Raw genomic sequence first — 22,818 nt, forward strand, 5'->3', positions numbered from 1 at the left:
CTGCGCCGGCAGTCTTGCGTCATGCGAACGGGGCCTACGGCTGGAGCGCGTTGGAAGTGGCGGGGGATGTGTGTGGATGCGTACAAAGCCGCATCGACCGAAAGATATCCGGGCGACTTCAGCGCGCGACAGAAAGCCTCTGCGGCGGCACGGACGAGCCTAGGCCGCTGGAACCTGGGGCGCGCGCAAAGTGATAAACCGTGTCGTTCAGGTAACCGGCCACTTCCGAGATATCCGCTTCTTCCCACTGCAGCCCGGAGTTGCCTTGCCAGAGGCGAACCTGCGTCTTCAGGCTCTGCCAGTCATGAACGCGCCGGTTGTTGCGCCAATGCATTTCCGAGGTGTGACAGGCAATGCAATGCGTCGTGTACAACAACTCGCCGCGGCTTGGTACGGGTGCCTTCTGTGCATGTGCCGCCAGACTGGCGAGCCCTATGGCGGCTGGCACAAGATACCGGCTTGCAAATCTGATTGGCGATGTCATGGGATTCATCAATGCGCTGCTACGCGATTCAAGGGAAGGCAGGCCTGCAGGCGGGTTCCGCGGCCCGGCGCCGATTCCACGAGAAGCTCTCCTGCGCAAGCTTCTATTCGCTGTTTCATGCCCATCAGGCCATGTCCGAAATTGTCTTGCTCTTTGACAGTAAAGCCGACTCCGTCGTCCTCGACTTCGACCTGCACGGCATCCCCTGCTTTACGCAAGGTAATGGAGCAGCGGGAGGCGTTTGCATACTTTCCGATGTTTGTCAGCGCCTCCTCTACAAGCCTGTAGACAGCGAGCTGGGCACCAGCGGGAAGGGCAACATCGCTCAACGTGGTCGTCACGCCTATCCCCGACGCCGATGAGAAGTCCCGCGCCAGATTCGCGACAGATTTGACCAGACCGTGCTTCGATAGCAATGGGGGATCCAGCCCATCTATGATCCGGCGCTTGAGCGCCATGGCCTGATTGAGAATGTCTGTCAGATGGCGCAAATGTTCCGAGGCTGCGGGAGAAATCCTGTTGACCTCCGGCTGTATGCAGGCAATATCTAGCTTTGCGCTCATCAGAAGGCTGCCAAGTGCGTCGTGCAGCTCTCGAGCGAGATGCTCGCGCTCCTGAAGGCGAACCTGCTCCTGGCAGTTCAGACAGCCAGGCAATGGCAACGAAACCGGGTCGGGAGGTCCATGGGAGAGTGCTACTCGTATTTCAGTGGCCATTTGTGTACTTCCCTGGTTGCGTGGCGCGTATGAGACTTCGCTTGCTCAAAGCTGGATCAGTGGAGGCTGGCGGATCAACACCCCATCTCATATCAGTACAACGTGGATCGTTCAAATGCTAGTCCTGCCGCGGGAACTCGCATCGCCTGATTCGTATGTGTATGTGTTGGCGCAATGGTTGGAGAGATTCCGCTTCTAAATGCACGGCCTTTGATTTAGCTCAAGACTCCAAAATTTCTTCGGTGCTATAGACCCATCCGTGCGCAGGGAAAACCAATCGGCTTTCTGAATTCAATAGCTCAATAAGGCAATAAGTCATTCCGTTTTGAGCGGTGCCGACGGCAAACCTGTGGTGGACGGTGACGACATAGCGCCACTCTGCGCGCCGCATCGGCAAGTGTCTGTGCGCCAGCGAACTTATACAGCTGCGCCAAACAGCGCGCCTACACCCGCGGTAATGCCCATGGCCAGTGCGCCCCAGAAAGTCACGCGCCATGCGCCGACCGTGATCCCCGCGCCGCCCGCCTTGGCGGCCATCGCACCCAGAACCGCCAAAAATACCAGAGAAGTTCCTGACACCCACCAGATCAGTGTGTCGCCGGGCGCTATCGCCGTGACGGCCAGCGGCAAAAGCGCACCGGCCGCGAAGCTGGCTGCGGACGCGAGTGCTGCCTGCAGGGGCCGGGCCGCCATGCTGTCGGAAATGCCCAGTTCGTCGCGGCCGTGCGAACCCAGTGCGTCATGGGCCATGAGCTGCTCCGCCACCTGCTCCGCCAGAGCCTGGTCCAGCCCGCGCGCGACATAGATGGCGGTCAGTTCGCGGTGTTCGGCCACGGGATCCTTTTCAAGTTCGGCGCGCTCCCGGGCCAGGTCGGCTTTCTCGGTGTCGGACTGCGAGTGGACCGACACGTATTCGCCCGCGGCCATTGACATCGCGCCCGCCGCCAGGGCGGCCACGCCCGTCATCAGTACATTGCCATGCGTGGCGCTGGCCGCGGCGACACCCACGATCAGGCTGGCGGTGGATACGATGCCGTCATTGGCCCCCAGCACGGCGGCGCGAAGCCAGCCGATGCGCGAGGTTCGATGCCGTTCAAGATGCCTCATGCATCCATCCTTCTTTTCAGAGTTAGGGGGAATCAGCGACGGCCCGAAAGCATTCGGGTCAGTGTGTTGTCGCGCAGCAGGTAGTGGTGGTACAGGGCCGCCAACGCATGCAGGCCCACCAGGAAATACCCTGCAGTCGCTCCCGCTTGATGGACTTCCTTGATCCAGCCCGCCGCGTCCTTGCTCTCGGCCATCAGTGCGGGCAGTTGCAAGCCGAAAAAAGGAAAGGGCTGGCCGCGGGCGCTGAGTAGCAGCCACCCGGCCACAGGCATCACGATCATGAGCAAATAGAGCCCCGCCTGCACCAGCCGGGCCAAGCGGCTTTGCCAAAGTGGAGGAGCCGGATCGACGGGCGGGGCGCGGTCGCAGAGATTGACCGCCAGGCGAAGCCAGGCCAGTGCAAACACAGACAGACCCAGCATGTAGTGCCAGGTTCTCAGCCCGCTGCGCATGTCACTGCCCCTGGGGAAGGCGTCACTGAGCTCCATGCAGGTGTAGACCGCCACCAGCAGGACCAGCATGAACCAATGCAAGCCGATGGAGAGTTGGCCGTAGCGTTTTTCCGGGTGATTTTTTGAAATCATGATGTTTCCCGCTGTCGTCAAGATGAGTCGTTCATCGCGGCATTCCGGCCGCGGCCGTTTCACGTATCCGCACACTTCCCCCGCTTTTTCCGGACGGCCGGAACGGACGAGCCGGTTGCCCGCTTGCACTGGTTAAAACAATAGCGCGCCGCTGCGGCCCGGACTTGATCCATGTCAAGAGCGCGGCAGTCCGCGCGGCTACGCTTGTGTGATGCAAACCGCTGCCGTCCCGGTTCCCGCCGGTTTTCCCCCGCCCGATGCCGGCCGCGCCGCCGCATGGGAAGCGATGGACGATCCGGCCGAATGGGAAGGTTTCAGCCGGCCGGTGGCGGGGCGCGAGGGCTGGTGGGAGTCTTGCCTGGCGCTTGAGGGCATGCACTGCGCGGCTTGCGCGCTCACGGTGGAGGAGGCGCTGCACAAGCTGCCCGGCGTGGACACTGTTCAGGTCAACGGCGCTACGGCGACGGCCAGGCTTCAATGGCAGTCGCAGGCCACGCGGCCGTCCCTCTGGATGGCTGCCTTGCGGCAGGCCGGTTACGGCGCCTTGCCGGCAGGCGACCTGATGCTGGCCGGCCGCAGGGTGCAGTCCCAGCGCGTGATGCTGTGGCGCTGGCTGGTAGCCGGGTTTTGCATGATGCAGGTCATGATGTATGCGACCCCGGCCTACCTGGCAGCCGCTGGCGAGATCACCCCTGACATCCACGCGCTGCTGGGCTGGGCCTCGTGGGTGTTGACCTTGCCGGTGCTGCTGTTTTCGTGCTGGCCCTTTTTCTCGGCGGCACTGCGCGATGTGCGCCACCTGCGTATCGGCATGGACGTGCCGGTGGCCTTGGGTGTACTGATCGCCTTCGGGGCCAGCACGGCCGCGACCTTCGATCCCGGCAGCCCCTGGGGCGGCTACGCGTCGTATGACGCGGTGCCCATGTTCGTGTTTTTCCTGCTCTCTGGCCGCCTGCTGGAGCAGCGCTTGCGCGACCGCACCGCCGGCGCGCTGGAAGCACTCATGCGGCGGCTTCCGGACAGCGTGGAGCGGCAGGAGGCAGACGGCAGTTTTCGTGCGGTGGCCGTGCGCCGCCTTGTCGCCGGCGACCTGCTCCGCGTGCTGCCCGGCCAGGCCTTTCCCGCCGACGGGGCCGTGGAAACCGGCGAGAGCCGGGTCGACCAGTCGCTGCTGACCGGCGAATCCAAGCCTTTGCTGCGGCGGGTGGGCGATGGCGTCATTGCCGGCAGCCATAACCTCACGGGTGCGCTGCTGGTGCGTGTGCAGCGGGTCGGGCCGAAAACCCGGTACGCCGAAATCGTCGCCTTGATGGAGCAGGCCTCGGTCGAAAAGCCCGGCCTGGTGCAGCTGGTGGACCGCATCGCCGGCCCTTTCCTGGTAGCGGTGTTGCTCGCGAGCGCCGCCGCTGCGGTGTGGTGGTGGCCTTTCGGGCAGGGGCACGCATTGGCCGTTGCGGTCTCGGTACTGATCGTGACGTGCCCTTGCGCCTTGTCGCTGGCAACGCCGGCAGCCATGCTGGCCAGTGCCGGCGCCCTGGCACGGCGCGGCGTGCTGGTGCGCAAACTCCAGGCGCTGGAGAGTTGCGGCGCCGTCGACACCGTGGTCTTCGACAAAACCGGAACGCTCACGCAAGACCGCCTGGAAGTGGTGATGGCCCACACCCCGGCAGGCGTCAACCGCGATGAGGCCTGCGACAGGGCGGGCGCTCTCGCCCGGCACTCGCTCCATCCGGTTTCACGCGCCATCGCCGCGCGCTTTCCTGCACCGGGCTGGGTGGCCAGCGAAGTGGAGGAGGTCGCCGGCCGCGGCCTGCGGGGCAAAGTCTCCAGGCTGGACGGAAGCGGGCAGCAGCACCTCTGTCTGGGCTCGGCTTCCTTCTGCGGTGCGCCGGTTCCGGGGCGTGATGTGCCTGTGCTGCGGGCACACCTCTCCGACGGGGAGCATTACCTGGCGGGTTTCGAACTGGATGAAGCGATACGGCCCGATGCGGCCCAGGCCGTGTTGGCCTTGCTCAAACTTGGGGTTCGTGTGCAGCTTCTTTCGGGAGATACCGGCCAGGCTGTGGCCCACCTGGCGCACCGGGCCGGCATTGAATGGTGTTTTGCCGAATGCACACCTGAGGTCAAACTGGCGCATGTGCGCCGTCTTCAGCGCGAGGGCCATCGCGTCATGATGGTGGGCGACGGCATGAACGACGGACCGGTGCTGGCGGTGGCTGACGTGTCCATGGCCATGGGAGAGGCCGTTCCGCTGGCGCAAGCCAGGGCGGATTTCATCATGACCGGCAACCGGTTGCTCACTGTGGCAGCGCTGCTGACGCAAGCCCGGCGAACGAGGACGGTCGTGCGCCAGAACCTGCTGTGGGCGGCGATTTACAACGCGGCCTGCGTTCCGCTGGCGATTTTGGGCTACATGCCGATCTGGCTGGCCGGCTTTGGCATGGCGGCGAGTTCACTGCTGGTGGTGGCCAATTCCGCGAGGCTGGCACACCGTGCACCGGAACACTGAATGGACATCCTGTTTTTACTGATCCCGCTCTCCGTGGTGCTGGCGCTGCTTATTATTGGCGCGCTGGGCTGGGCGGTGTGGCGCGGACAGTTTGAGGCGCTTGAGCAGGAAGCCGAGCGTATTCTGCACAGTGATTGACCTGTATCAAATGGCGGCCCGTTCGTCGCATCGACACTTTGAAGCATCAAGAACAAAGGTGCTTCATGAACGAAGAAACGACGCAAAGAATCGCCTATCACGACAAGGTGGTTCGCCAGTTTTCACTGGCGGCCGTGCTCTGGGGCGTGGTGGGAATGGCGGTGGGCCTTTTTATCGCCGCCCAGCTGGCCTGGCCTGAACTGAACTTCGGAATCCCCTGGCTCAGCTACGGCCGGCTCAGGCCGCTGCATACCAATGCGGTGATTTTTGCCTTCGGCGGTTGCGCCCTGATCGGCAGCAGCTATTACGTGGTCCAGCGCACCAGCAGCGTGCCGCTGTTTGCGCCGCGGCTGGCAGCCTTCACCTTCTGGGGCTGGCAACTGGTCATCGTCGCAGCCGCGATCAGCCTGCCGCTGGGCTACACCACCGGCAAGGAATACGCCGAGCTGGAATGGCCCATCGACATCCTGATCACGCTGGTCTGGGTGGCTTATGCGGTCGTTTTCTTCGGCACGCTGGGCATCCGCAAGGTCAGGCACATCTATGTGGCGAACTGGTTCTACGGCGCCTTCATTTTGGCGGTGGCGGTGCTGCACGTGGTCAACAGTGCAGAAGTTCCGGCCGGCTGGATGAAATCCTACTCGGCCTATGCCGGCGTGCAGGACGCCATGGTGCAGTGGTGGTACGGCCACAATGCCGTGGGTTTCTTCCTGACGGCGGGCTTCCTGGGCATGATGTATTACTTCATCCCCAAGCAGGCGGAGCGGCCTGTCTACAGCTACCGGCTGTCCATCGTCCACTTCTGGGCGCTGATCTTTACTTATATGTGGGCCGGCCCGCACCACCTGCACTACACGGCCTTGCCCGACTGGACGCAATCGGTGGGCATGGTGTTCTCGCTGATCCTGCTGGCGCCCAGCTGGGGCGGGATGATCAACGGCGTGATGACCCTCTCGGGCGCCTGGCACAAGCTGCGCGAGGATCCCATCCTGCGTTTCCTGATCGTGTCGCTGTCTTTCTACGGCATGAGCACCTTCGAGGGTCCGCTGATGTCCATCAAGACCGTCAATGCCCTGTCGCACTACACGGACTGGACCGTCGGCCACGTGCATTCGGGCGCTTTGGGCTGGGTGGGGCTGATCTCCATGGGCACGCTGTACTACATGGTTCCACGCCTGTTCGGGCAAAAGCAGATGTATTCGGTGCGCGCGATCGAAGTGCATTTCTGGACGGCGACCGTGGGGATCGTGCTCTACATCGCGGCCATGTGGATCGCCGGCGTGATGCAGGGCCTGATGTGGCGCGCCGTCAACGCCGATGGAACGCTGACCTACACCTTTGTCGAATCGGTCAAGGCTACCTATCCCTTCTACGTGGTGCGTTTCTTCGGCGGGCTGCTGTACCTGGGCGGCATGGTGCTGATGGCCTGGAACGTCTGCATGACGGTGGCCAAGGGCCGTCCCGTGCGGGTGCCGGTTCCGGCACTGGCCCACGCATAACAAGACACAAGAGAAGAAAGCACATCCCATGAAAGACGACAACACAACGACCGCCGGTTTTTCTCACGAAAAGATAGAAACCAACAATTTCCTGATGATCATCCTGATCCTGCTGGTGATCGCCGTGGGCGGACTGGTGGAAATCGTGCCGCTGTTTTTCCAGAAGTCGACCACCGCGCCTATCGAGGGCGTGAAGCCCTACGGTGCGCTGCAACTGGCCGGGCGTGACATCTACCTGCGCGAGGGTTGCTACAACTGCCACTCGCAGATGATCCGCCCGTTTCGCGCGGAGACGCTGCGCTATGGGCATTACTCGGTGGCCGGCGAGTTTGTCTACGACCATCCTTTCCAGTGGGGCAGCAAGCGCACCGGTCCCGACCTGCACCGTGTGGGCGGCAAATACACCGATGAGTGGCATCGCATCCACCTGAACAACCCACGCGATGTGGTGCCCGAATCCAATATGCCGGCCTACAGCTGGCTGGAGAAAAAGCCCGTCGACCCGGCCGACATGGCGCCGCGCATGAAGGCGCTGCGCAGGGTAGGGGTGCCGTATACCGATGCCGAAATCGCCCAGGCCGCGGCCGAAGTGAAAGACAAGACGGAAATGGATGCACTGGTGGCATATCTGCAAATACTGGGCAAGGCCCTCAAGTAAGGAAAGCGCCATGGACGTCAACACGCTGCGCATCATCGCAACCCTGCTGTGCTTTGCCACCTTTATCGGCCTTCTGGTGTGGGCCTATTCGAAGCGCAACCGCGAGCGCTTTGAAGAGGACGCAAAGATCCCCTTCCTGCAGGATTAGCGACATGCCCCTCATCTTCACCGTATTTTTTCGACTTTCACAACGCATCGGGTGCGACTTATGAGCGATTTCACCGACAACTTCTGGTCCTGGTATGTGGCCGCACTGACTTTGGTCAGCATCGCCGGCGCCCTGGTGTTGCTGTGGGTCACAGCGCGCAAAAAAATACCCGAGCGCAGCGACAACACGACGGGCCACGTCTGGGATGAAGACCTGCGCGAATCCAACAACCCCATGCCGCGCTGGTGGATGTGGCTGTTCGTCCTGACCGTGATTTACTCGCTGCTGTACCTGGTCGCGTATCCGGGCCTGGGCACCTACCCAGGCGAAATGGGCTGGACCACACGCGGCGAATACGACGCCGCGATGGTCAGCGCGGACAAGGAGCTCACCCCGCTGTACGCCGGGTTCACCGCCAAAAGCGCAGAAGTGCTCGCGGGCGATGCCAATGCCATGGCGGTGGGTGAACGTCTTTTCATGAACAACTGTGCCCAATGCCACGGCTCGGATGCGCGCGGCAGCAAAGGCTTTCCCAACCTTGCGGACACCGACTGGTTGCACGGGGGATCGACGGAAAAAATCAAGGAAACCCTGACTTTGGGGCGCAAAGGGCAGATGCCGCCCATGGCTGCCGCTGTGGGCTCGCCTGAGGATGTCAAGAACGTCGCGCAATACGTTCTCAGTCTTTCGGGCGGCCCGCACGACTCGGTGCGCGCGCAACTCGGAAAATTCAAATTCAACGCCTGCGCAGCCTGCCACGGCATCGACGGCAAGGGCAACACCGCGATGGGCGCCCCCAACCTGGCGGACGACATCTGGCTGCACGGCTGGGGGGAGCAGGCCATCGTTGACATCGTGAACAAGGGCAAGACCAACGAGATGCCCGCACAGGCAGGCAAACTCACCGAAGCGCAGATCCATGTGCTGACAGCCTATATCTGGGGGCTTTCCAATAAAGCCGCCGCAGCCAAGCTTTGAGGCGACGGTGAGCCAACCCGCCATCCGAAAAATCATCCCCATCGTGCCGGCGGCAGAACCGGCCGGGGAGTCGCTTTACGAGGCACAAAAGAAGATTTACCCACGCTCCGTGAGCGGGCTGTTCGCCCGCTGGCGCTGGGCCTTCGTGATCCTGACCCAACTGTTCTTCTACGGCCTGCCGTGGCTGCAGTGGGGTGAGCGCCAGGCAGTGCTGTTTGACCTGGGGGCCAGGCGCTTCTATCTTTTCGGCTATGTGCTTTATCCGCAGGACTTCATCTACCTGACCGGCTTGCTGGTGGCCAGCGCCTTGTCGCTTTTCCTGTTCACGGCGGTTGCGGGCCGCCTGTGGTGCGGCTTTGCCTGCCCGCAGACGGTGTATACCGAAATTTTCCTCTGGATAGAACGCAAGGTGGAGGGCGATCGCACGGCCAGGCTGCGGCTGGACGGTGCACCGTTTTCGCTGGAAAAGCTGGTCAAGAAATGGTTCAAGCACATCCTCTGGGTCGGCGTGGCGATGTGGACCGGTTTTACCTTTGTCGGCTATTTTGTGCCGGCCCGGGAGCTGTTCATGCAGTTCCTGCAGACGAAGATGGGCGGCTGGGAAATCTTCTGGGTGCTGTTCTACGGCTTTGCCACTTATGGAAACGCCGGCTTCCTGCGCGAGCAGGTGTGCAAATACATGTGTCCCTATGCGCGCTTCCAGAGCGCGATGTTCGACAAGGACACGCTGATCGTGAGCTACGACCCCGCGCGGGGCGAGCCCCGCGGCGCGCGCTCACGCCAGGCTGACGCTGCGGCACTGTCGCTGGGCGCTTGTGTCGATTGCACCCTGTGCGTGCAGGTGTGTCCAACGGGCATAGACATCCGTGAGGGCCTGCAGTACGAGTGCATAGGCTGCGCCGCTTGCGTGGACGTGTGCGACGGCGTCATGGACAAAATGGGTTATGCGCGAGGCCTGATCCGCTTCACGACCCAGAACGCGCTTGCCGGAAAATGGAACGCTTCGCGCATATTGCGCCAGGTGCTGCGTCCGCGGGTGCTGATCTACACCACGCTGCTTGGCGTGTTGTGCCTGGCGCTGCTGTGGAGCCTGGTGGCGCGCATGCCGCTGAAAGTGGACGTCGTCCGGGACCGGGCGGCTCTCTCGCGCATCGCGGCGGGCGGGCGGCTTGAAAACGTTTACCGCCTGCAAGTCATGAACGCCACGGAACAGCCGCAGCGCTACAGCATCGCAGCTGCCGGGCTGGAGGGCCTGACGGTCGCATCCGAGCCAGAAGTCAAAGTCGGCCCCACGGAATCACGCTGGGTCGCTGTGCGGCTGCAAATTCCCTACGGGTCGGCGCAGGCCGGCTCGCACCCCATCGTGTTCCGGATAGGCGATGAAAGCGGTCGGGCCCACGTCGAAGAAAAATCCGTGTTTCTGGTTCCGCGATGAAAGGCCGCTCATGAATACTTCTTCCATCTCCCTTCAGGCGACCCCCTGGTGGAGGCACGGCCACGTCTGGCTGGTGATTTCCGGCCCCGCAGTGGTGGTCGTTGCGGGTCTGGTAACGGTCTTTCTCGCCGTCAGATATCCGGATGCCGTGATAGGCGGCCAGGAACCGGCGCGGACGTCGCGCGCCAAAGTACCCCTGCAAACCAGGGACAGGGCGCTGGCCCCGGCCCTGGAAGGGCGCAACCACGCAGCGACACCCGACGAGGCGCAGCACCCCTGATCTGCCACGACGCATACGACAACAAGGAGACCTCATGATCTCAGCCAACAAGATATTGGGCATTGCCTGGCCGGCTTTTCTGTCCGCCTGCCTGCTGGAATTGCTGCTGTTCGGGCTGTTCGATCCTGAGGAAATGTTGCGCTACGGGGAACCCGCCGGCTTGTCCCGGCTGGCGGTTCAGACGATTGCCTTTTTTGTGTTCTGGCTTGCCTGCGCGGCGTCAAGCGCCTTGACGGTGCTGCTGATGGGGCCTGCGCCGGTTTCCGTAGAAGGGGCCGGGCGGTAAGATCGGGTCCTACTCCCGAAGTTGCCCCATGTCTCTTTTCCCCCATGTCGGCGATGCGGTGCCAAAGCGCCGCCCTTCAACTGCCATCGTTCCGGCCGTGATGGCAACCTTCACATTGCTGGCCGCCATCCACCTGGCAACGAGCGCGCAGGCACCGTCCGGGCTGCCGCTTGTAGTGGCCCTGGCCGCTGCGACCTGTGGTGTGGCCTGGCTACTGGCCGTACGGGATGGGGCGCGAGACCGCGCAGGCAAACAGGCCCTGGAGGGCGCGGACGCCAGGCTGGCAGGATTGCTGGACTCTGCCATGGACGCCATCATCACCGTTGACAGCGAGCAAAACGTGATTCTCTACAACCAGGCGGCCGAGAAGATCTTCGGCTGGCCTACGCGCGAAATGCTGGGCCAGCCGCTCACGCGCCTGATCCCCCAGAGACACCGGGCTGCGCACGGCGACCAGGTCAGGCGTTTCGGCCAGACCGGCACGACCTCGCGGCGCATGGGAGACGGCACGGTGCTCTATGGACAGAGGGCTAGCGGCGAGGAGTTCCCGCTGGAAGCCTCGATCTCGCAGCTTGATACCGTGCACGGCAAGATTTACACCGTCATTCTTCGCGATGTGACCGAGCGCGTGCGCGCCAGCGAGGAACTGAGCGCCTTCGCATCGGCAGCCCACGCGATTCGCGAAAGCGAAAAAACACGGATCGCGCGCGAACTGCACGACGAACTCGCACAGTCCCTGACGGCCATCAAGATGGACGCCACCTGGATCCGGGAGGCCGTGCCTGCCGACGCGGATGCGGTGCACGCCAAGCTGGATGACATGTTGGGCCTGCTCGACACGACGGTGGCTGCGACCCGGCGAATTGCCTCGGACTTGCGGCCGCTGCTGCTGGATGACCTCGGCCTCGTTCCTGCGATCCAGTGGCTGACCCACAACTTCAGCCAGCGCCACGGTGTGGCGTGCAGGCTGTCGCTGGATGAGGAGGTGGAGCTGGCCGAACCCTATGCCACAGCCGTTTTCCGCATCGTGCAGGAGTCGCTCGTGAACGTGGCAAAGCATGCCGGCGCGTCGCAGGTTGACGTGCGCATTGAAAGAAGCCCCGCAGCCGTGATTCTCGAAGTGGCCGACGACGGTGCCGGATTTGCGTTGAATGCGCCGCGCAAGGCCAGCTCGCTGGGCCTCATGGGTTTGCGTGAGCGGGCCCGCCTGCTGCAAGGCACGGTCGACATAGACACCGCGCCGGGGCGCGGCGCCCGCATACGGGTCAGCATCCCGGTGCCCGAGACAGGAGACATCACGTGATCAGGATTGTTATCGCCGACGACCATTCCATCGTGCGCGAAGGGCTCAAGCGCATCGTGTCATCCATTGACGGTATGGAAGTCTCCGGTGAAGCCGGCAACGGGACGGAGGTCATGCAGCGGGTGCGCGAACTGCTGTTTGATGTGCTGGTACTCGATCTTTCCATGCCCGGGCGCAGCGGCATGGAACTGATCAAACTGATCCGCGCCGAAAAACCGCAGGTGCGCATCCTGGTGTTGAGCATGCACCAGGAGTTGCAATACGCCGTGCGGGCCATTAAAAACGGCGCCAGCGGCTACCTCACCAAAGAGAGCGCCCCGGGCCAACTGGAGCAGGCGATACGCAAGGTAGCCTCCGGCGGCGCCTTTATCAGCGCTGAAGTTGCCGAGCAACTGGCGCTGGGCGCGATGCCTGGCAGCCAGGTGGTGCCGCACGAAAGCCTGTCCAACCGCGAGTTCGAGGTGCTCCAGCTGCTGGTAGCCGATGTTTCCATGACGGACATCGCCACCAGGCTGAACCTGTCGGTCAAAACTGTCAGCACCCATAAAACCAACCTCATGCAAAAGATGGGGTTGCAAAACCAGAACGAGCTGATCCGCTATGCGCTCAAGCACGGCTTGACGGAGCCGCTGGAGCCCTGAGCCCCTCTTCCGCGGCTTCGGCCGCCAGGAAATAACGATGTGTTGACAAGCGTCAATACGGACGTTGGTGCACTGCCTACAGTCAGGGTATTCAAACTCTGAACCGGGGGTGTCCCTTGAGCAATGAACTCAAACAGCTGCTGGTCCACGCCGACGCCTCGCTACAATTCGCGCAACGCCTCGAATTTGCCGGCCGGCTTGCCGCCCGGCATGGCGCCGGCATCACCGCACTGTATGCGTCGCCTTCGGCATCGGAGGCGATTCCTGCCGCTTCCGGCATGGGGCCCGGCCTGGCCGTGAGGCGGGAAAACGTGCAAGACACCGAACTGGCACGGGCGCGCTCACTATTCGAGCAGCTCAAACCCGTGGGGGTGCCGGCCGCCTGGGCTGAAATCCATGAATTCCCGCTGGTTCCCGCATTTGCGGAACAGGCGCTCTACGCCGATTTACTGGTGCTGGGTCAGCATGGCCCGGGCGAGGGCTGGTCCACACTCATGCCCGCAGATTTTCCGGAAACCGTGATCGCCCTGAGCGGACGGCCCGCGGTGGTGCTGCCCTATACGTCGGCGAAGCCCGGTTTGCCGGGCAATGTGGTGATTGCCTGGAAACCCACTCGCGGGGCCGCGCGGGCCGTGACGGCGGCCCTGCCCATCCTGCGCAACGCCAATGCCGTGCATATCCTGAGCTGGGGCGCCGATGCCGCCGCAGGCATCGGTGCAGGCCCGAGCATCGTCTCCTACCTCAAAGCCCATGGCATCCAGGCCACCTGGCAACAGGAAGAGACGGAGCCCGAGAACCTGGGTGACCTGCTGTTGTCGCGCGCATTCGACCTGCAGGCGGACTTGCTGGTGATGGGCTGCTATGGCCGTTCCCGCGCCCATGAATGGGTGCTCGGCGGTGCGTCCCGAACCGTACTCAAGAGCATGACCCTGCCTGTATTGATGGCGCATTAACGCGCGCCAGGGCGGCAAAAACTCGGAAAATTCCGAGAGGCGCTCGGAGCGACGGCGCCGGCAAACCAGCGTTATCCGAGCCGGCCTTTCAGCAAACGCCGATGTCGCTGCGGCCATGCCTCGGCGACAGTAGAGGCATGCAACACACCGCTTCACCCATCCGGGTTTTCCTGGCCGATGATTCCGCGCTGAGCCGCCGCCGGGTGGCCGAGATGCTCACGGCCCAGGGCATGGTGATCACCGGCCAGGCCAATACGCCACAGTCTGCTGTGTCCGGCATTCTGGCGACACAACCTGACGTTGTGGTGCTGGATGTGCAGTTCGAAAACGGCACGGGGATGCAGGTGCTTCAGGCCGTTTTCAAAACCTCCCCGACTATCCCATTCATCATCCTCAGCAACCATGCGGAGCCGGCCTACCGCGCGCGTTACCTGGCTGCGGGCGCCCTCCAGTTCCTCGACAAAAGCAGCGAATTCAATGAACTCGGCGAAGCCGCAGTCCGGCTTGCGAGGCTGCAACGTTCAGGCCGGTCTATTTCTTCCCTTCAACCCCAGGAGCCGCTATGTCCCTAGCTCAATCCCCCGCCATTGGCGCATCGCAAGCGGAGAACCTCAATTCGCCGCAGGGATCCACCATCCCGCCGCTGAAGACCCACTGCTCAAACTGCAGCCTGCGCGACATCTGCCTGCCTTGCGGCATGAAGCCTTCCGATGTGGATGTCCTGGACAACCTTCATTTCAACCGCACCAAGGTCAAGGCGGGACAGACGCTCTACCATGAAGGGCAAACGTTCCGGAACATCTACGCGGTACGCATGGGCACCTTCAAGTCCAGCCTGACGCTGGCAGACGGCCGTGAGCAGGTCAGCGGCTTCCAGATGGCCGGCGAGCTGATGGGCCTGGACGGCGTCGCAGACGGCGCCTACGCCAGCAACTCCACCGCCATTGAAGACACCGAGGTTTGCACCATTCCCTACGACCAGATCAGCGGCCTGGCTGCGACCAGCGCCGACCTGCAGCAGGCTGTCAGCCGGTTGATGAGCCGGGAAATCGTCAGGGAGCACAGCCTGATGATGCTGCTGGGCAGCATGAATGCTGAAGAGCGGCTTGCCGCCTTCCTGCTCAACCTGTCGCAGCGGCTCAAGCTGCGCGGCTACTCAGCCAGCGAATTCCACCTGCGCATGTCGCGCGCCGAAATCGGCAGCTACCTGGGCATGAAGCTGGAAACCGTGAGCCGCACTTTTTCCGCATTCCAGCAGCAGGGCATTCTGGAAGTTGACAAGCGCCATATCCGCATCCTTGAAGCCGCAGCCCTTCAGCGGGTCTTTGATACCCGGGTTCACTGAGACGCCGGCGCAATACCGTCCATTGTTTCAGCGGTCGGATTGCCGGAAAAATCCGTCCACTGCCGCCGTTCGAAGTCATAGAGTTTGCAGCGGCGCGCCGTGTCAAAGTACCAGCGCCAGGAAAAAGGCTGCACCACGATATGCCCGGGCAATTTTTCCTCTAGCAGGGCCTGGGCCTTTTTCAGCCGGTACAGCGGCACGCCCATGTCCACATGGTGGGCAGTGTGCTCCATGATGTGATGCAGCGCCGCACCGAACAGTGAGTTGAAGGTCAGGTGCACGGTGGTGGAGACAAAGGGGTTGGCATCCGACCAGCTCTTTTTGTTGTCATACCAGGCGATGCGGGTATGTGTGTGGTGCACATAAACGACAAAACCGATCAAGCCGTTCCACACCAGAAGCGGCAGGAAAAAGCCGACAGCCAAAAGCCAGATCGTTGACTGGCCGGTGGCGGAAGCTGCGATCACAAGGCCCGCGGCCCATACTGCGGCGGCGGCAGTCACCAGCAAGCTGTCCGCCACAAAAATCCCGCGCCGCGTGGGCATCACGCTTTGGGACGGAAAGTACAGCCGCTTCCACCAGATTTCCACGAGGTAGTAGAGCCAGGGCGCCCAGCCGCTACGGTAAGTGCGCTCCAGCCACTGCTTCCAGACAGGCATGCGCTGGTAGGCGTTCAGGGTTGCCGGCTGCCAGACAAAGTCAAACCCGCTGAGGTTGGTATAGCCATGGTGCACGACGTTGTGCCCGACATCCCACAGGCTGTAGGGCGTGAGCGACGGCAAAAAAAGCACGCGCCCCAGCCAGCGGTTGAGCTTGCGGTGAGGGGTAAAGCTTTGATGGCAGGCGTCGTGACCGAGGATGAAGAGCCTGGCGATCATGAATCCGGCGAGCGTCGCCATGAATACCTGCACGGCGGGGTGGCCCGCAAGCACCGCACCGGCCATGCAGGCGCTGAACAAGACGATGTCCATCAGGGACAGGGCCAATGCCAGCCCGGTACTTTTGGCCGAGACGGGGAGAAGCCAGGAGCGGAGAATTTTTCGGTGGGGAAGGGGAGTTGTTTGGGCAATGGACATGAGGCGTGAGGATCTGGCGCCTGGGATCGATTGCCCCCGGCGGAGGAAAAGCCGTCAGCTTACGGCGCTCCCCGTTCAGCAATTTGACACAGGTCAAGGGCAACGCAAACGCCCGGCATCGGCTCAACACCTCAACTTCCGTTGATCCACATCAACATGGCAGGGATTGCAGGGCGGCACATTGGAGGCCTCACTCCCTGAAAACTTGCATGCCTGCCGTTCTACCCCAAGCCCTGCGCCGGTTCGATATTTCCGGCCCCCGGTATACCTCTTTTCCCACGGCCGACCGCTTTGTCGAAGCCTTCACCGCCGTCGACCACTGCCGCGCGCTGGATGACAGGCGCGCAAGGGCCGGGGCCTCGGCCACGCCGCTGTCACTCTATGTGCACGTTCCGTTTTGCGAATCGCTGTGCTACTACTGCGCCTGCAACAAGATCATCACCAAACAGCACAGCCGCGCCGCCGCCTACCTGGGCTACCTGGAGCGCGAAGTCGCCCTGTACACGGCGCGCCTGGGGCAGGGCCAGCCCGTCAGCCAGCTACACCTGGGCGGCGGCACGCCGACTTTTCTGTCTGATGCAGAGCTCGCGCGGCTCATGGACATGCTCAGGCGCAACTTCGACTTCACACCCGGCGCTGAAATGGCCATCGAGGTGGACCCGCGCACCGTCGACAACGCGCGCCTGGCGGCGCTGGCGGCCCTGGGCTTTAACCGCCTGAGCTTCGGCGTGCAGGACTTCGATCCGGACGTGCAGAAAGCCGTGCACCGCGTCCAGCCCGCCGAACAGGTGTTCGCGCTGGTCGCACAGGCGCGCGCGCTCGGCTTCGAATCCGTCAACGTGGACCTGATCTACGGCCTGCCGCGGCAGACGCAGACCTCCTTCGCGCGCACCATACGGCAGATCGAGGAACTCAAGCCCGACCGTATTGCCCTGTATGCCTACGCCCATTTGCCCGAGCGCTTTAAACCGCAGCGGCACATACCGCTTGCGCTGCTGCCGGCGGCTGAGGACAAGGCTGCCATGCTGGCCGACGCCATGCAGCGCTTTCAGGGCGCCGGCTACCGCTACATCGGCATGGACCACTTCGCGCTCGAGAATGACGCGCTGGCCGTGGCCAGCCGCGAGGGCCGGCTGCACCGTAACTTTCAGGGCTACAGCACACAACCCGATCGGGACCTGATCGGCCTGGGTGTTTCGGCCATAGGCGCGGTCGGCGCTACTTACAGCCAAAACGCCAAGACCCTGGAGGAATACTGCGATCTCCTGGATCAAGGGCGCTTTCCGGTGGCAAGAGGGCTGGCGCTCAGCCGCGACGACCTCGCGCGCCGCACGGTGATCATGGCCATCATGTGCCAGGGACGGGTCTGGTTCGAATCGATAGAGCTCGCGTGGATGCTGGATTTCAAGACCTACTTCGCCCCGGAGCTCGAACGCTTGAGTGAACTGGAAGAAGGCGGTCTGCTGCGGCTGTCCGACACCGGCATTGAGGTGACGCCCGAAGGCCGCTTCGTGCTGCGCGCAGTGGCCATGGTGTTTGACCGCTACCTGCAGTCCGACCTCAACCGCAGCCGCTTCTCGCGCATTATTTGATTGCAGCCAGCCGTGTCTTATGCGCTCTTCGCCACTGCTTTGCTGATGGGCCTTGCCGGAGGCCCGCATTGCGCGGTGATGTGCGGCGCGGCCTGCGGCGGCTTGCGGCGCATCGGCGGGCAAAGGCGGCCGCAGTCACCGCTGGTCTTCCAGGCCGGGCGTCTTGCGGGCTATTCCACCGCGGGTGCGGCGGCAGCGGCGGCGGTGCAAAGTTTTGCCTGGATCACGGAACAGGCCGCCGCGGTCAAGCCGCTTTGGGTGCTGTTTCACCTGGCCGTGCTGGGCTGGGGGCTGATGCTGGTGGTCAAAGCCAGCCAGCCGGCCTGGGCCGACCGGGCAGGGCGCTCGGCCTGGTCCCGGGTGGGGGCCGTGGCCGCATCGCGCGGCGGCATGTTTGCGGTGGGCGCGCTGTGGGCCTTCATGCCCTGCAGCCTGCTCTACTCGGCGCTGCTCGTGGCGTCCCTGAGTGGTGGGGCGCTTCAGGGCGCGCTGGTCATGGCAGCTTTTGCGGTGGGTAGCGGTGCTTCTCTGCTGCTGGCGCCCAGGCTGCTGGCCGGGCTGCGACGCGCCGGTAACAGGCTGGGCGGCCAGCTGGGCGTGCGTCTGGCCGGCGGTGTGCTGGTGCTGGCAGCCGCGTTCGGTTTGTGGAGCGACATGTTGCACCGCATCGCGCTGTGGTGCGGGCTGGCCTGACACCGTCTCAGTCGAGAGACGCCGACTCCAGGTAGCAGGGGAGGTGACAGCGCCAGTGGAGCTCCCGTTCAATGCGCTGGCGCATGGCGTCGGCTGCCGCCGGTTCGCCATGGGTGATGAAAGTCTGTTTCGGCGCTGATTTGAAGCCGCGCAGCCAGCCCATGATCTCGGAGGCATCCGAATGCGCCGACAAATCGTCCAGCATCGCCACTTCGGCGCGTACCGGCACATCCTGGCCATGGATGCGCACCGTGGGCGCACCGCCGGCGATGAGGGCCCCGCGCGTGCCCCCGGGCTGAAACCCGGCAAACACGATGGTGTTGCGCTTGTCGGGCGCAAAGGCCTTGAGGTGGTGAACCACTCGCCCGCCGGTCGCCATGCCGCTGGCGGCAATGATGACCATGGGGCCGTGCTTTGCATTGAGCAGTCGCGACCCCTCCGGTGACTCGACGATGTGGGCCGTGTGCGCCATGGCCTCGCATTCCCCGGACGTAAGGCGCAGTTCTGCCTTGTGCTTCAGATAAGCCTGCGTGGCTTTGGCGGCCATGGGACTGTTGAGGTAGATCGGCAGCTTGCGCTGGATGACGCCCTGCGCCTTGAGCACCTGGATGCAGTGCAACAGGCTTTGCGCACGCCCCACCGCAAAAGCCGGAATCACCACCACGCCGCCACGCGCCGCCGTGCGGTTAATCACCTGGCCCAGCGCGAGCAGGGGGTCTGAGTCCTTGTGCAGGCGATCGCCGTAGGTGGATTCCACCACCAGATAGTCCGCGCCGTCCATCCGGGAGGGCGGCTTGAGCACCAGGTCGTTGGGGCGGCCGATATCGCCGGAAAACAGGATGGAGCGCGACCCGTTGTCCAGTTGCACAAAAGAGGATCCCACCATGTGGCCTGAGGAGGTCAGACTGGCATTGAGGCCCGGCGCCGGATGCCAGTGCTTGCCGATGGGCACCGGGTGCAAGAGCTTGAGACATCGCAGCGCATCATCGCGCGTGTACAGGGGTAGTGCCGGCGCGTGCTTTGAAAAACCGTGCCGGTTGGCGTATTCGGCTTCTTCTTCCTGCAGATGGCCGGCATCGGGCAGCAGGATGCTGCACAGGTCTGCTGTAGCGGGCGTACAGAACACCTTCCCTTTGAATCCCTGGCGTGCCAGCAGCGGCAGGTAGCCGCTGTGGTCTATGTGGGCATGCGTGAGGATGACGGCATCAATACCGGCCGGCGCAACAGGCAACGGCGACCAGTTGCGCAGGCGCAGCGGCTTGTAGCCCTGGAACAGGCCGCAATCCACCAGCACAGTAGAGCCGACATGCCGGACCAGGTATTTGGAGCCGGTAACGGTGTCAGTGGCACCCAGAAATTGAATTTTCATGCCTCAGCTTAGAGGCGAAGGAAATCCCCGTAGTTGATGCAGCGCAGCTACGGTAGAAATTTGAAAATTTGGAAGGTATGAAGCCGGGCTAGGGATACCGGCTTGAACCAAACAACAAGGCAGGTATGGACAACGATTTCGTAAACTGCGTGGGCCTCAACTAGGGCTAAGTGCTTGATTTGTATGGTTGGCAGATGTCGAAAGGCGTGTTGTCATGCAAAAAATCATTACGTAAAAGTGATTCTTTCCTATCACGGAACGTAACTTTTAAACTTTCCGCTGTGCTTTGTAAAGCCGAGCTTTAGATAGGCCTTGATAGAGCATTCCGTTAGTTATCTTCCTCAAGTCTTCGATCCACGAAAGAGTTAAAAAGAAACTTGAAACGCATGCGGTTCTGCACAATTTTTCGAGGAGATTGCTCGAATCCGAGTTGCACAATGCCAGCTCAGTGTGAACAAATATCAAGTCGTCAAGGATCTGGAAAAGTGGTTGAACAACTCGAAGGCGCAGAAGACGAGGGCTCAAATGCAGAAATGCACCAAAAACTTTGTAAGCCCACTTGTGTTGAATGCCGTCGAAATCTGACCCGGTTAGAGCAGTAATTTCCATCGAAACCTGACCCACGTAGGCACTACTCTGCTTGTTTTAAAAGCAGAGGGAAATTAGGAGTGATAGACGTGGCGACATTGAATGTCATCAGGCGGTGGGCATTGAGAGATCAGTTGTCCATCCGCGAGATTGCAAGGCGTACAGGCCTGGCTCGCAACACAGTAAAGAAGTACCTTCGGTCCGATGAGGCTGAGCCCAGGTACGCAAGGCGGGTCAGCTCAAGCAAGCTCGATCCCTACGCTGAGAAGCTGGCCACCTGGCTGGGAATCGAGGCAACAAAATCGCGGAAACAGCGGCGCACTTTGAGGCAGATCCACACACTCAGCCCAAAAAGGAGAAGATCAAGAACTTATCCACACCGTGAGCACTCTCTGCTCACAAAGAGTGTGGGTCAAGATTTGATGGAAAGATCGGGTCAGGCTTCAGCGGAACTCAACAAGCGGCCCCCTAACCGACACCCTCACCAAGCTAATTGGACTTGTACCAGTAACTGACGGGACCAGCCGACGTGAAAATTTTGTTTTCCAACGCTGCAGCGTACGTGCCATCAAGGCTTTTAAACGCGCGAAAGCACAAGCCCGCGCGTTCTTTGAGAAGGCGGGGGAAGTGGACCGAGGCGCATCTCTTTCAAAGCTTCATCTGGTGAATCTGCGCGGCGCCGTCATTCATAACGCCCGTCGAGAAGTGGGGGACCTAGACCTTGCTTCAGTTTTTTCCTGGGTATACCTTAAAGGGTATCCAGTCATCAATCAGTACTTGCTATCACACATCGATTGGGATGTGGAAAAACGATTGCAGAGTATTCGAAATTTATCCGATTGGATCGCTAAGAGCGAGCAAACTCACGGGGGCCGAAGCAAGCCGTCGTCTTAGCAGGTAATCAAACGGTGGAAGGCTCAAGTCATCTATTCCCGTGGGCTAGTCCTAGGAGTTCACTCCCGGGACGGGTTCTCAATTCACCGAAGCCACAAACACCCATTGCGCATAAGTCTCTTTGTCCTGAAAGTCTCGGTACTGTACCGGGAAGTCCCTTTTTTTGAAGGCGCCGAGGGTGGAGCGGCTGTGCACACCAAGGATGCCGCCAGCGCCCTGAACTAGCACCCAGTCAGCTTCTCCGGTCATAGGGTCAGGATAGAGGCGGCGCAAATGGCGAACGGGCATAGGGAAACGTTTGTCTTCCAGCAGATCATCGAGTGAGCGAGGCAGGGTCTGGCCTTTCCCAGCGGGCACGCTGCTGTAGTAAGACTTGATTGCGCGGCGAAATTGATCGCCGACAAACAACAGCTCGGCTTCCTTTGCGCGCTGGGTGTGCGTGCGTTGCAGCTCCACCATGGCCGATGCTCCCAGCGTAGTGAGCAGCAGAAAAATCAACACCGCGAGCAGAACGAGGCCCGACTGCTTGATTGAGCGCTTGCACGGCTGGTTTGCGTTGTTCATGGGCTGCCTCGTCACCAGGCGCTATAAGCCGAACCATCCAGTCCGTGCCTGGGGGATTTCGAGGAAACGTCAAACACGTCCGAGCCGGGCCGCGGAGCGTCGGCTCGGCTGTTGTAGGCGCGGGTGTTCCATGTCTGCACGTCGCTGAGGGCCGGGTCTTCTGCGAAAGGATCGCGCGGTATCCTGCGCAGCACTACAAAAGGCTGGGCCGAAAAACCAAACGCAGCCGAGCGTGGGACCCCTGTGACGAGCACCTCCAACGACGGCGGATAACCGGAGGTGCCGACACTCTTGTCAATGACACCAGCATCGGAAGCCGCTTTGTAGCTATCCAGCGCCTGGCGTATGACGCGTAAGCCTTGTCTAAGCTCCGCTTCTTTGGCGCGTGTCTGCACCACCTGGGTCAAAGGGAGCGCCATCATGGCCAGCAGGCCGACGATGGCCAGCGAGACGAGGAGCTCTATCAGCGTGAAGCCTCGTTGCCCGGACTGCTTCATGGTGTGTCTCCTGTCGGCGACGGAGGTGCGTTTTCCGGAGACTGCGATGGACTGGCTGCATTGGGTGCACGAACGTCGTAAATGCCGGGCTCCGAACTGTTTGGAACGGGCAAGGTCTCCCACACCCGGGAGCCGGACACCGGATCCAGCGGGATCTCGCGCAAGTAGCGCTTGTCCACCACTTCCTGGAGCTGAGCCGGATACTTGCCTTGGTCAGCACGAAACTTGTCGATGGCGTCACGCAGCGTAGCCAGGTTCTGCGCCTGGACTTTTTCCTTGCCGCCATCCAGGGCATTGAAGTAACGCGGCGTGGCAAGTGTCAGCAGCAGCGCAAGGATGGAGAACACCACCAGCAGCTCTATGAGCGTGAAGCCGGTTTCGAAGGAATTCCTCGCATGACGGTGGCCCGCCTTGCGCCTAAAGCCGGCGGTCGTTCGCAAGTCTGCCGCGCGCAAGCTGCTAAGGAGAGGGATCACGGTGC

The 22,818-nt window shown here is 62.1% G+C and carries 25 protein-coding genes and 1 pseudogene; 17 read left to right on the forward strand and 9 right to left on the reverse strand.

The genetic code is table 11. The features are described from left to right. Positions 1-118 precede the first annotated feature (118 nt). From DT070_RS16630 to DT070_RS16645, 4 genes are all read right to left on the reverse strand, one after another. Entirely contained in the window at positions 119-493 is a 375-nt protein-coding gene (locus tag DT070_RS16630) for a cytochrome c (RefSeq protein WP_228778470.1), read from the reverse strand. Next, the gene (locus DT070_RS16635) at positions 493-1,200 is read right to left on the reverse strand and encodes a sensor histidine kinase (RefSeq protein ID WP_122956397.1); all 708 of its coding nucleotides are present in this window, start codon (positions 1,198-1,200) and stop codon (positions 493-495) included. The genes DT070_RS16630 and DT070_RS16635 overlap by 1 nt, the downstream gene beginning before the upstream one ends. Before the next feature lie 417 nt (positions 1,201-1,617). Next, the gene (locus DT070_RS16640; protein ID WP_122956398.1) at positions 1,618-2,307 is read right to left on the reverse strand and encodes a VIT family protein; all 690 of its coding nucleotides are present in this window, start codon (positions 2,305-2,307) and stop codon (positions 1,618-1,620) included. 32 nt (positions 2,308-2,339) lie between these two features. Then, a complete protein-coding gene (locus tag DT070_RS16645) occupies positions 2,340-2,891 on the reverse strand; it encodes a cytochrome b (RefSeq protein ID WP_122956399.1) in 552 nt (183 codons plus the stop codon). 211 nt (positions 2,892-3,102) lie between these two features. Here DT070_RS16645 and DT070_RS16650 point away from each other — a divergent pair, with 211 nt between their 5' ends. The 14 genes from DT070_RS16650 to DT070_RS16715 all read left to right on the forward strand — a co-directional run bounded on the left by DT070_RS16650 (position 3,103) and on the right by DT070_RS16715 (position 15,064). Beyond that, the gene (locus DT070_RS16650; protein WP_122956400.1) at positions 3,103-5,400 is read left to right on the forward strand and encodes a cation-translocating P-type ATPase; all 2,298 of its coding nucleotides are present in this window, start codon (positions 3,103-3,105) and stop codon (positions 5,398-5,400) included. Continuing rightward, positions 5,401-5,538 carry a cbb3-type cytochrome oxidase assembly protein CcoS gene (gene ccoS / locus DT070_RS16655; protein WP_122956401.1) on the forward strand — a complete coding sequence of 46 codons (138 nt, stop codon included), beginning with the start codon at positions 5,401-5,403 and terminating at the stop codon, positions 5,536-5,538. It begins immediately after the preceding gene. A gap of 65 nt (positions 5,539-5,603) precedes the next feature. Beyond that, the gene (gene ccoN, locus DT070_RS16660) at positions 5,604-7,037 is read left to right on the forward strand and encodes a cytochrome-c oxidase, cbb3-type subunit I (RefSeq protein WP_122956402.1); all 1,434 of its coding nucleotides are present in this window, start codon (positions 5,604-5,606) and stop codon (positions 7,035-7,037) included. Positions 7,038-7,065: 28 nt separating this feature from the next. Beyond that, positions 7,066-7,695, forward strand: a complete 630-nt coding sequence (gene ccoO / locus DT070_RS16665; protein WP_122956403.1) for a cytochrome-c oxidase, cbb3-type subunit II — start codon at positions 7,066-7,068, stop codon at positions 7,693-7,695. Positions 7,696-7,705: 10 nt separating this feature from the next. Further along, on the forward strand, positions 7,706-7,843 hold the full coding sequence (locus DT070_RS16670; protein ID WP_122956404.1) for a cbb3-type cytochrome c oxidase subunit 3: 138 nt from the start codon (positions 7,706-7,708) through the stop codon (positions 7,841-7,843). A 60-nt stretch (positions 7,844-7,903) separates the two neighbouring features. Then, the gene (gene ccoP / locus DT070_RS16675) at positions 7,904-8,821 is read left to right on the forward strand and encodes a cytochrome-c oxidase, cbb3-type subunit III (RefSeq protein ID WP_122956405.1); all 918 of its coding nucleotides are present in this window, start codon (positions 7,904-7,906) and stop codon (positions 8,819-8,821) included. Then, positions 8,796-10,256: a cytochrome c oxidase accessory protein CcoG gene (ccoG, locus tag DT070_RS16680; protein ID WP_369973954.1), complete on the forward strand. Its 1,461-nt coding sequence runs from the start codon at positions 8,796-8,798 to the stop codon at positions 10,254-10,256. The genes ccoP and ccoG overlap by 26 nt, the downstream gene beginning before the upstream one ends. A 10-nt stretch (positions 10,257-10,266) precedes the next feature. After that, positions 10,267-10,536, forward strand: coding sequence for a nitrogen fixation protein FixH (locus DT070_RS16685; protein ID WP_122956407.1), 270 nt, complete (start codon positions 10,267-10,269; stop codon positions 10,534-10,536). A gap of 34 nt (positions 10,537-10,570) precedes the next feature. Next, positions 10,571-10,822 carry a hypothetical protein gene (locus DT070_RS16690; RefSeq protein WP_228778469.1) on the forward strand — a complete coding sequence of 84 codons (252 nt, stop codon included), beginning with the start codon at positions 10,571-10,573 and terminating at the stop codon, positions 10,820-10,822. A gap of 28 nt (positions 10,823-10,850) precedes the next feature. Next, the gene (locus DT070_RS16695; RefSeq protein ID WP_228778468.1) at positions 10,851-12,125 is read left to right on the forward strand and encodes a PAS domain-containing sensor histidine kinase; all 1,275 of its coding nucleotides are present in this window, start codon (positions 10,851-10,853) and stop codon (positions 12,123-12,125) included. Then, on the forward strand, positions 12,122-12,766 hold the full coding sequence (locus tag DT070_RS16700; protein ID WP_122956409.1) for a response regulator transcription factor: 645 nt from the start codon (positions 12,122-12,124) through the stop codon (positions 12,764-12,766). The genes DT070_RS16695 and DT070_RS16700 overlap by 4 nt, the downstream gene beginning before the upstream one ends. Before the next feature lie 116 nt (positions 12,767-12,882). Then, positions 12,883-13,719, forward strand: coding sequence for a universal stress protein (locus DT070_RS16705; protein WP_122956410.1), 837 nt, complete (start codon positions 12,883-12,885; stop codon positions 13,717-13,719). A 137-nt stretch (positions 13,720-13,856) separates the two neighbouring features. After that, positions 13,857-14,291: a response regulator transcription factor gene (locus DT070_RS16710; RefSeq protein WP_228778467.1), complete on the forward strand. Its 435-nt coding sequence runs from the start codon at positions 13,857-13,859 to the stop codon at positions 14,289-14,291. Then, positions 14,282-15,064 carry a helix-turn-helix domain-containing protein gene (locus tag DT070_RS16715; protein WP_228778466.1) on the forward strand — a complete coding sequence of 261 codons (783 nt, stop codon included), beginning with the start codon at positions 14,282-14,284 and terminating at the stop codon, positions 15,062-15,064. The genes DT070_RS16710 and DT070_RS16715 overlap by 10 nt, the downstream gene beginning before the upstream one ends. Here the strand turns inward: DT070_RS16715 and DT070_RS16720 are convergent. Further along, positions 15,058-16,140, reverse strand: a complete 1,083-nt coding sequence (locus tag DT070_RS16720) for a fatty acid desaturase (RefSeq protein WP_122956412.1) — start codon at positions 16,138-16,140, stop codon at positions 15,058-15,060. The two genes, DT070_RS16715 and DT070_RS16720, sit on opposite strands and share 7 nt — an antisense overlap. A 209-nt stretch (positions 16,141-16,349) precedes the next feature. Between DT070_RS16720 and hemN the strand changes: the two genes are divergently transcribed. Together hemN and DT070_RS16730 are read left to right on the forward strand one after the other, a co-directional pair. Continuing rightward, a complete protein-coding gene (hemN, locus tag DT070_RS16725) occupies positions 16,350-17,732 on the forward strand; it encodes an oxygen-independent coproporphyrinogen III oxidase (protein ID WP_122956413.1) in 1,383 nt (460 codons plus the stop codon). A 12-nt stretch (positions 17,733-17,744) separates the two neighbouring features. After that, positions 17,745-18,425 carry a sulfite exporter TauE/SafE family protein gene (locus tag DT070_RS16730; RefSeq protein WP_122956414.1) on the forward strand — a complete coding sequence of 227 codons (681 nt, stop codon included), beginning with the start codon at positions 17,745-17,747 and terminating at the stop codon, positions 18,423-18,425. Between the two features lie 7 nt (positions 18,426-18,432). Here the strand turns inward: DT070_RS16730 and DT070_RS16735 are convergent, their stop codons facing one another. Further along, positions 18,433-19,794, reverse strand: a complete 1,362-nt coding sequence (locus DT070_RS16735; RefSeq protein WP_122956415.1) for an MBL fold metallo-hydrolase RNA specificity domain-containing protein — start codon at positions 19,792-19,794, stop codon at positions 18,433-18,435. A 668-nt stretch (positions 19,795-20,462) separates the two neighbouring features. Between DT070_RS16735 and DT070_RS16740 the strand changes: the two are divergent. After that, a pseudogene (locus DT070_RS16740) lies at positions 20,463-20,720 on the forward strand (IS21 family transposase); the annotation flags it as partial. Positions 20,721-21,354: 634 nt separating this feature from the next. On the opposite strand, the gene DT070_RS16745 reads toward DT070_RS16740, so the two are convergent. From DT070_RS16745 to DT070_RS16755, 3 genes are read right to left on the reverse strand one after another with little or no spacing between them, the layout of a single operon-like run. Further along, on the reverse strand, positions 21,355-21,840 hold the full coding sequence (locus DT070_RS16745; protein WP_122956416.1) for a type II secretion system protein: 486 nt from the start codon (positions 21,838-21,840) through the stop codon (positions 21,355-21,357). A gap of 11 nt (positions 21,841-21,851) precedes the next feature. Beyond that, positions 21,852-22,337, reverse strand: a complete 486-nt coding sequence (locus DT070_RS16750; RefSeq protein WP_122956417.1) for a type II secretion system protein — start codon at positions 22,335-22,337, stop codon at positions 21,852-21,854. Beyond that, positions 22,334-22,813, reverse strand: a complete 480-nt coding sequence (locus tag DT070_RS16755; RefSeq protein ID WP_369973885.1) for a type II secretion system protein — start codon at positions 22,811-22,813, stop codon at positions 22,334-22,336. Before DT070_RS16755 ends, DT070_RS16750 begins: the two co-directional genes overlap by 4 nt. Positions 22,814-22,818 lie beyond the last annotated feature (5 nt).

The organism is Polaromonas sp. SP1 (assembly GCF_003711205.1).
Lineage (GTDB): Bacteria > Pseudomonadota > Gammaproteobacteria > Burkholderiales > Burkholderiaceae_C > Polaromonas.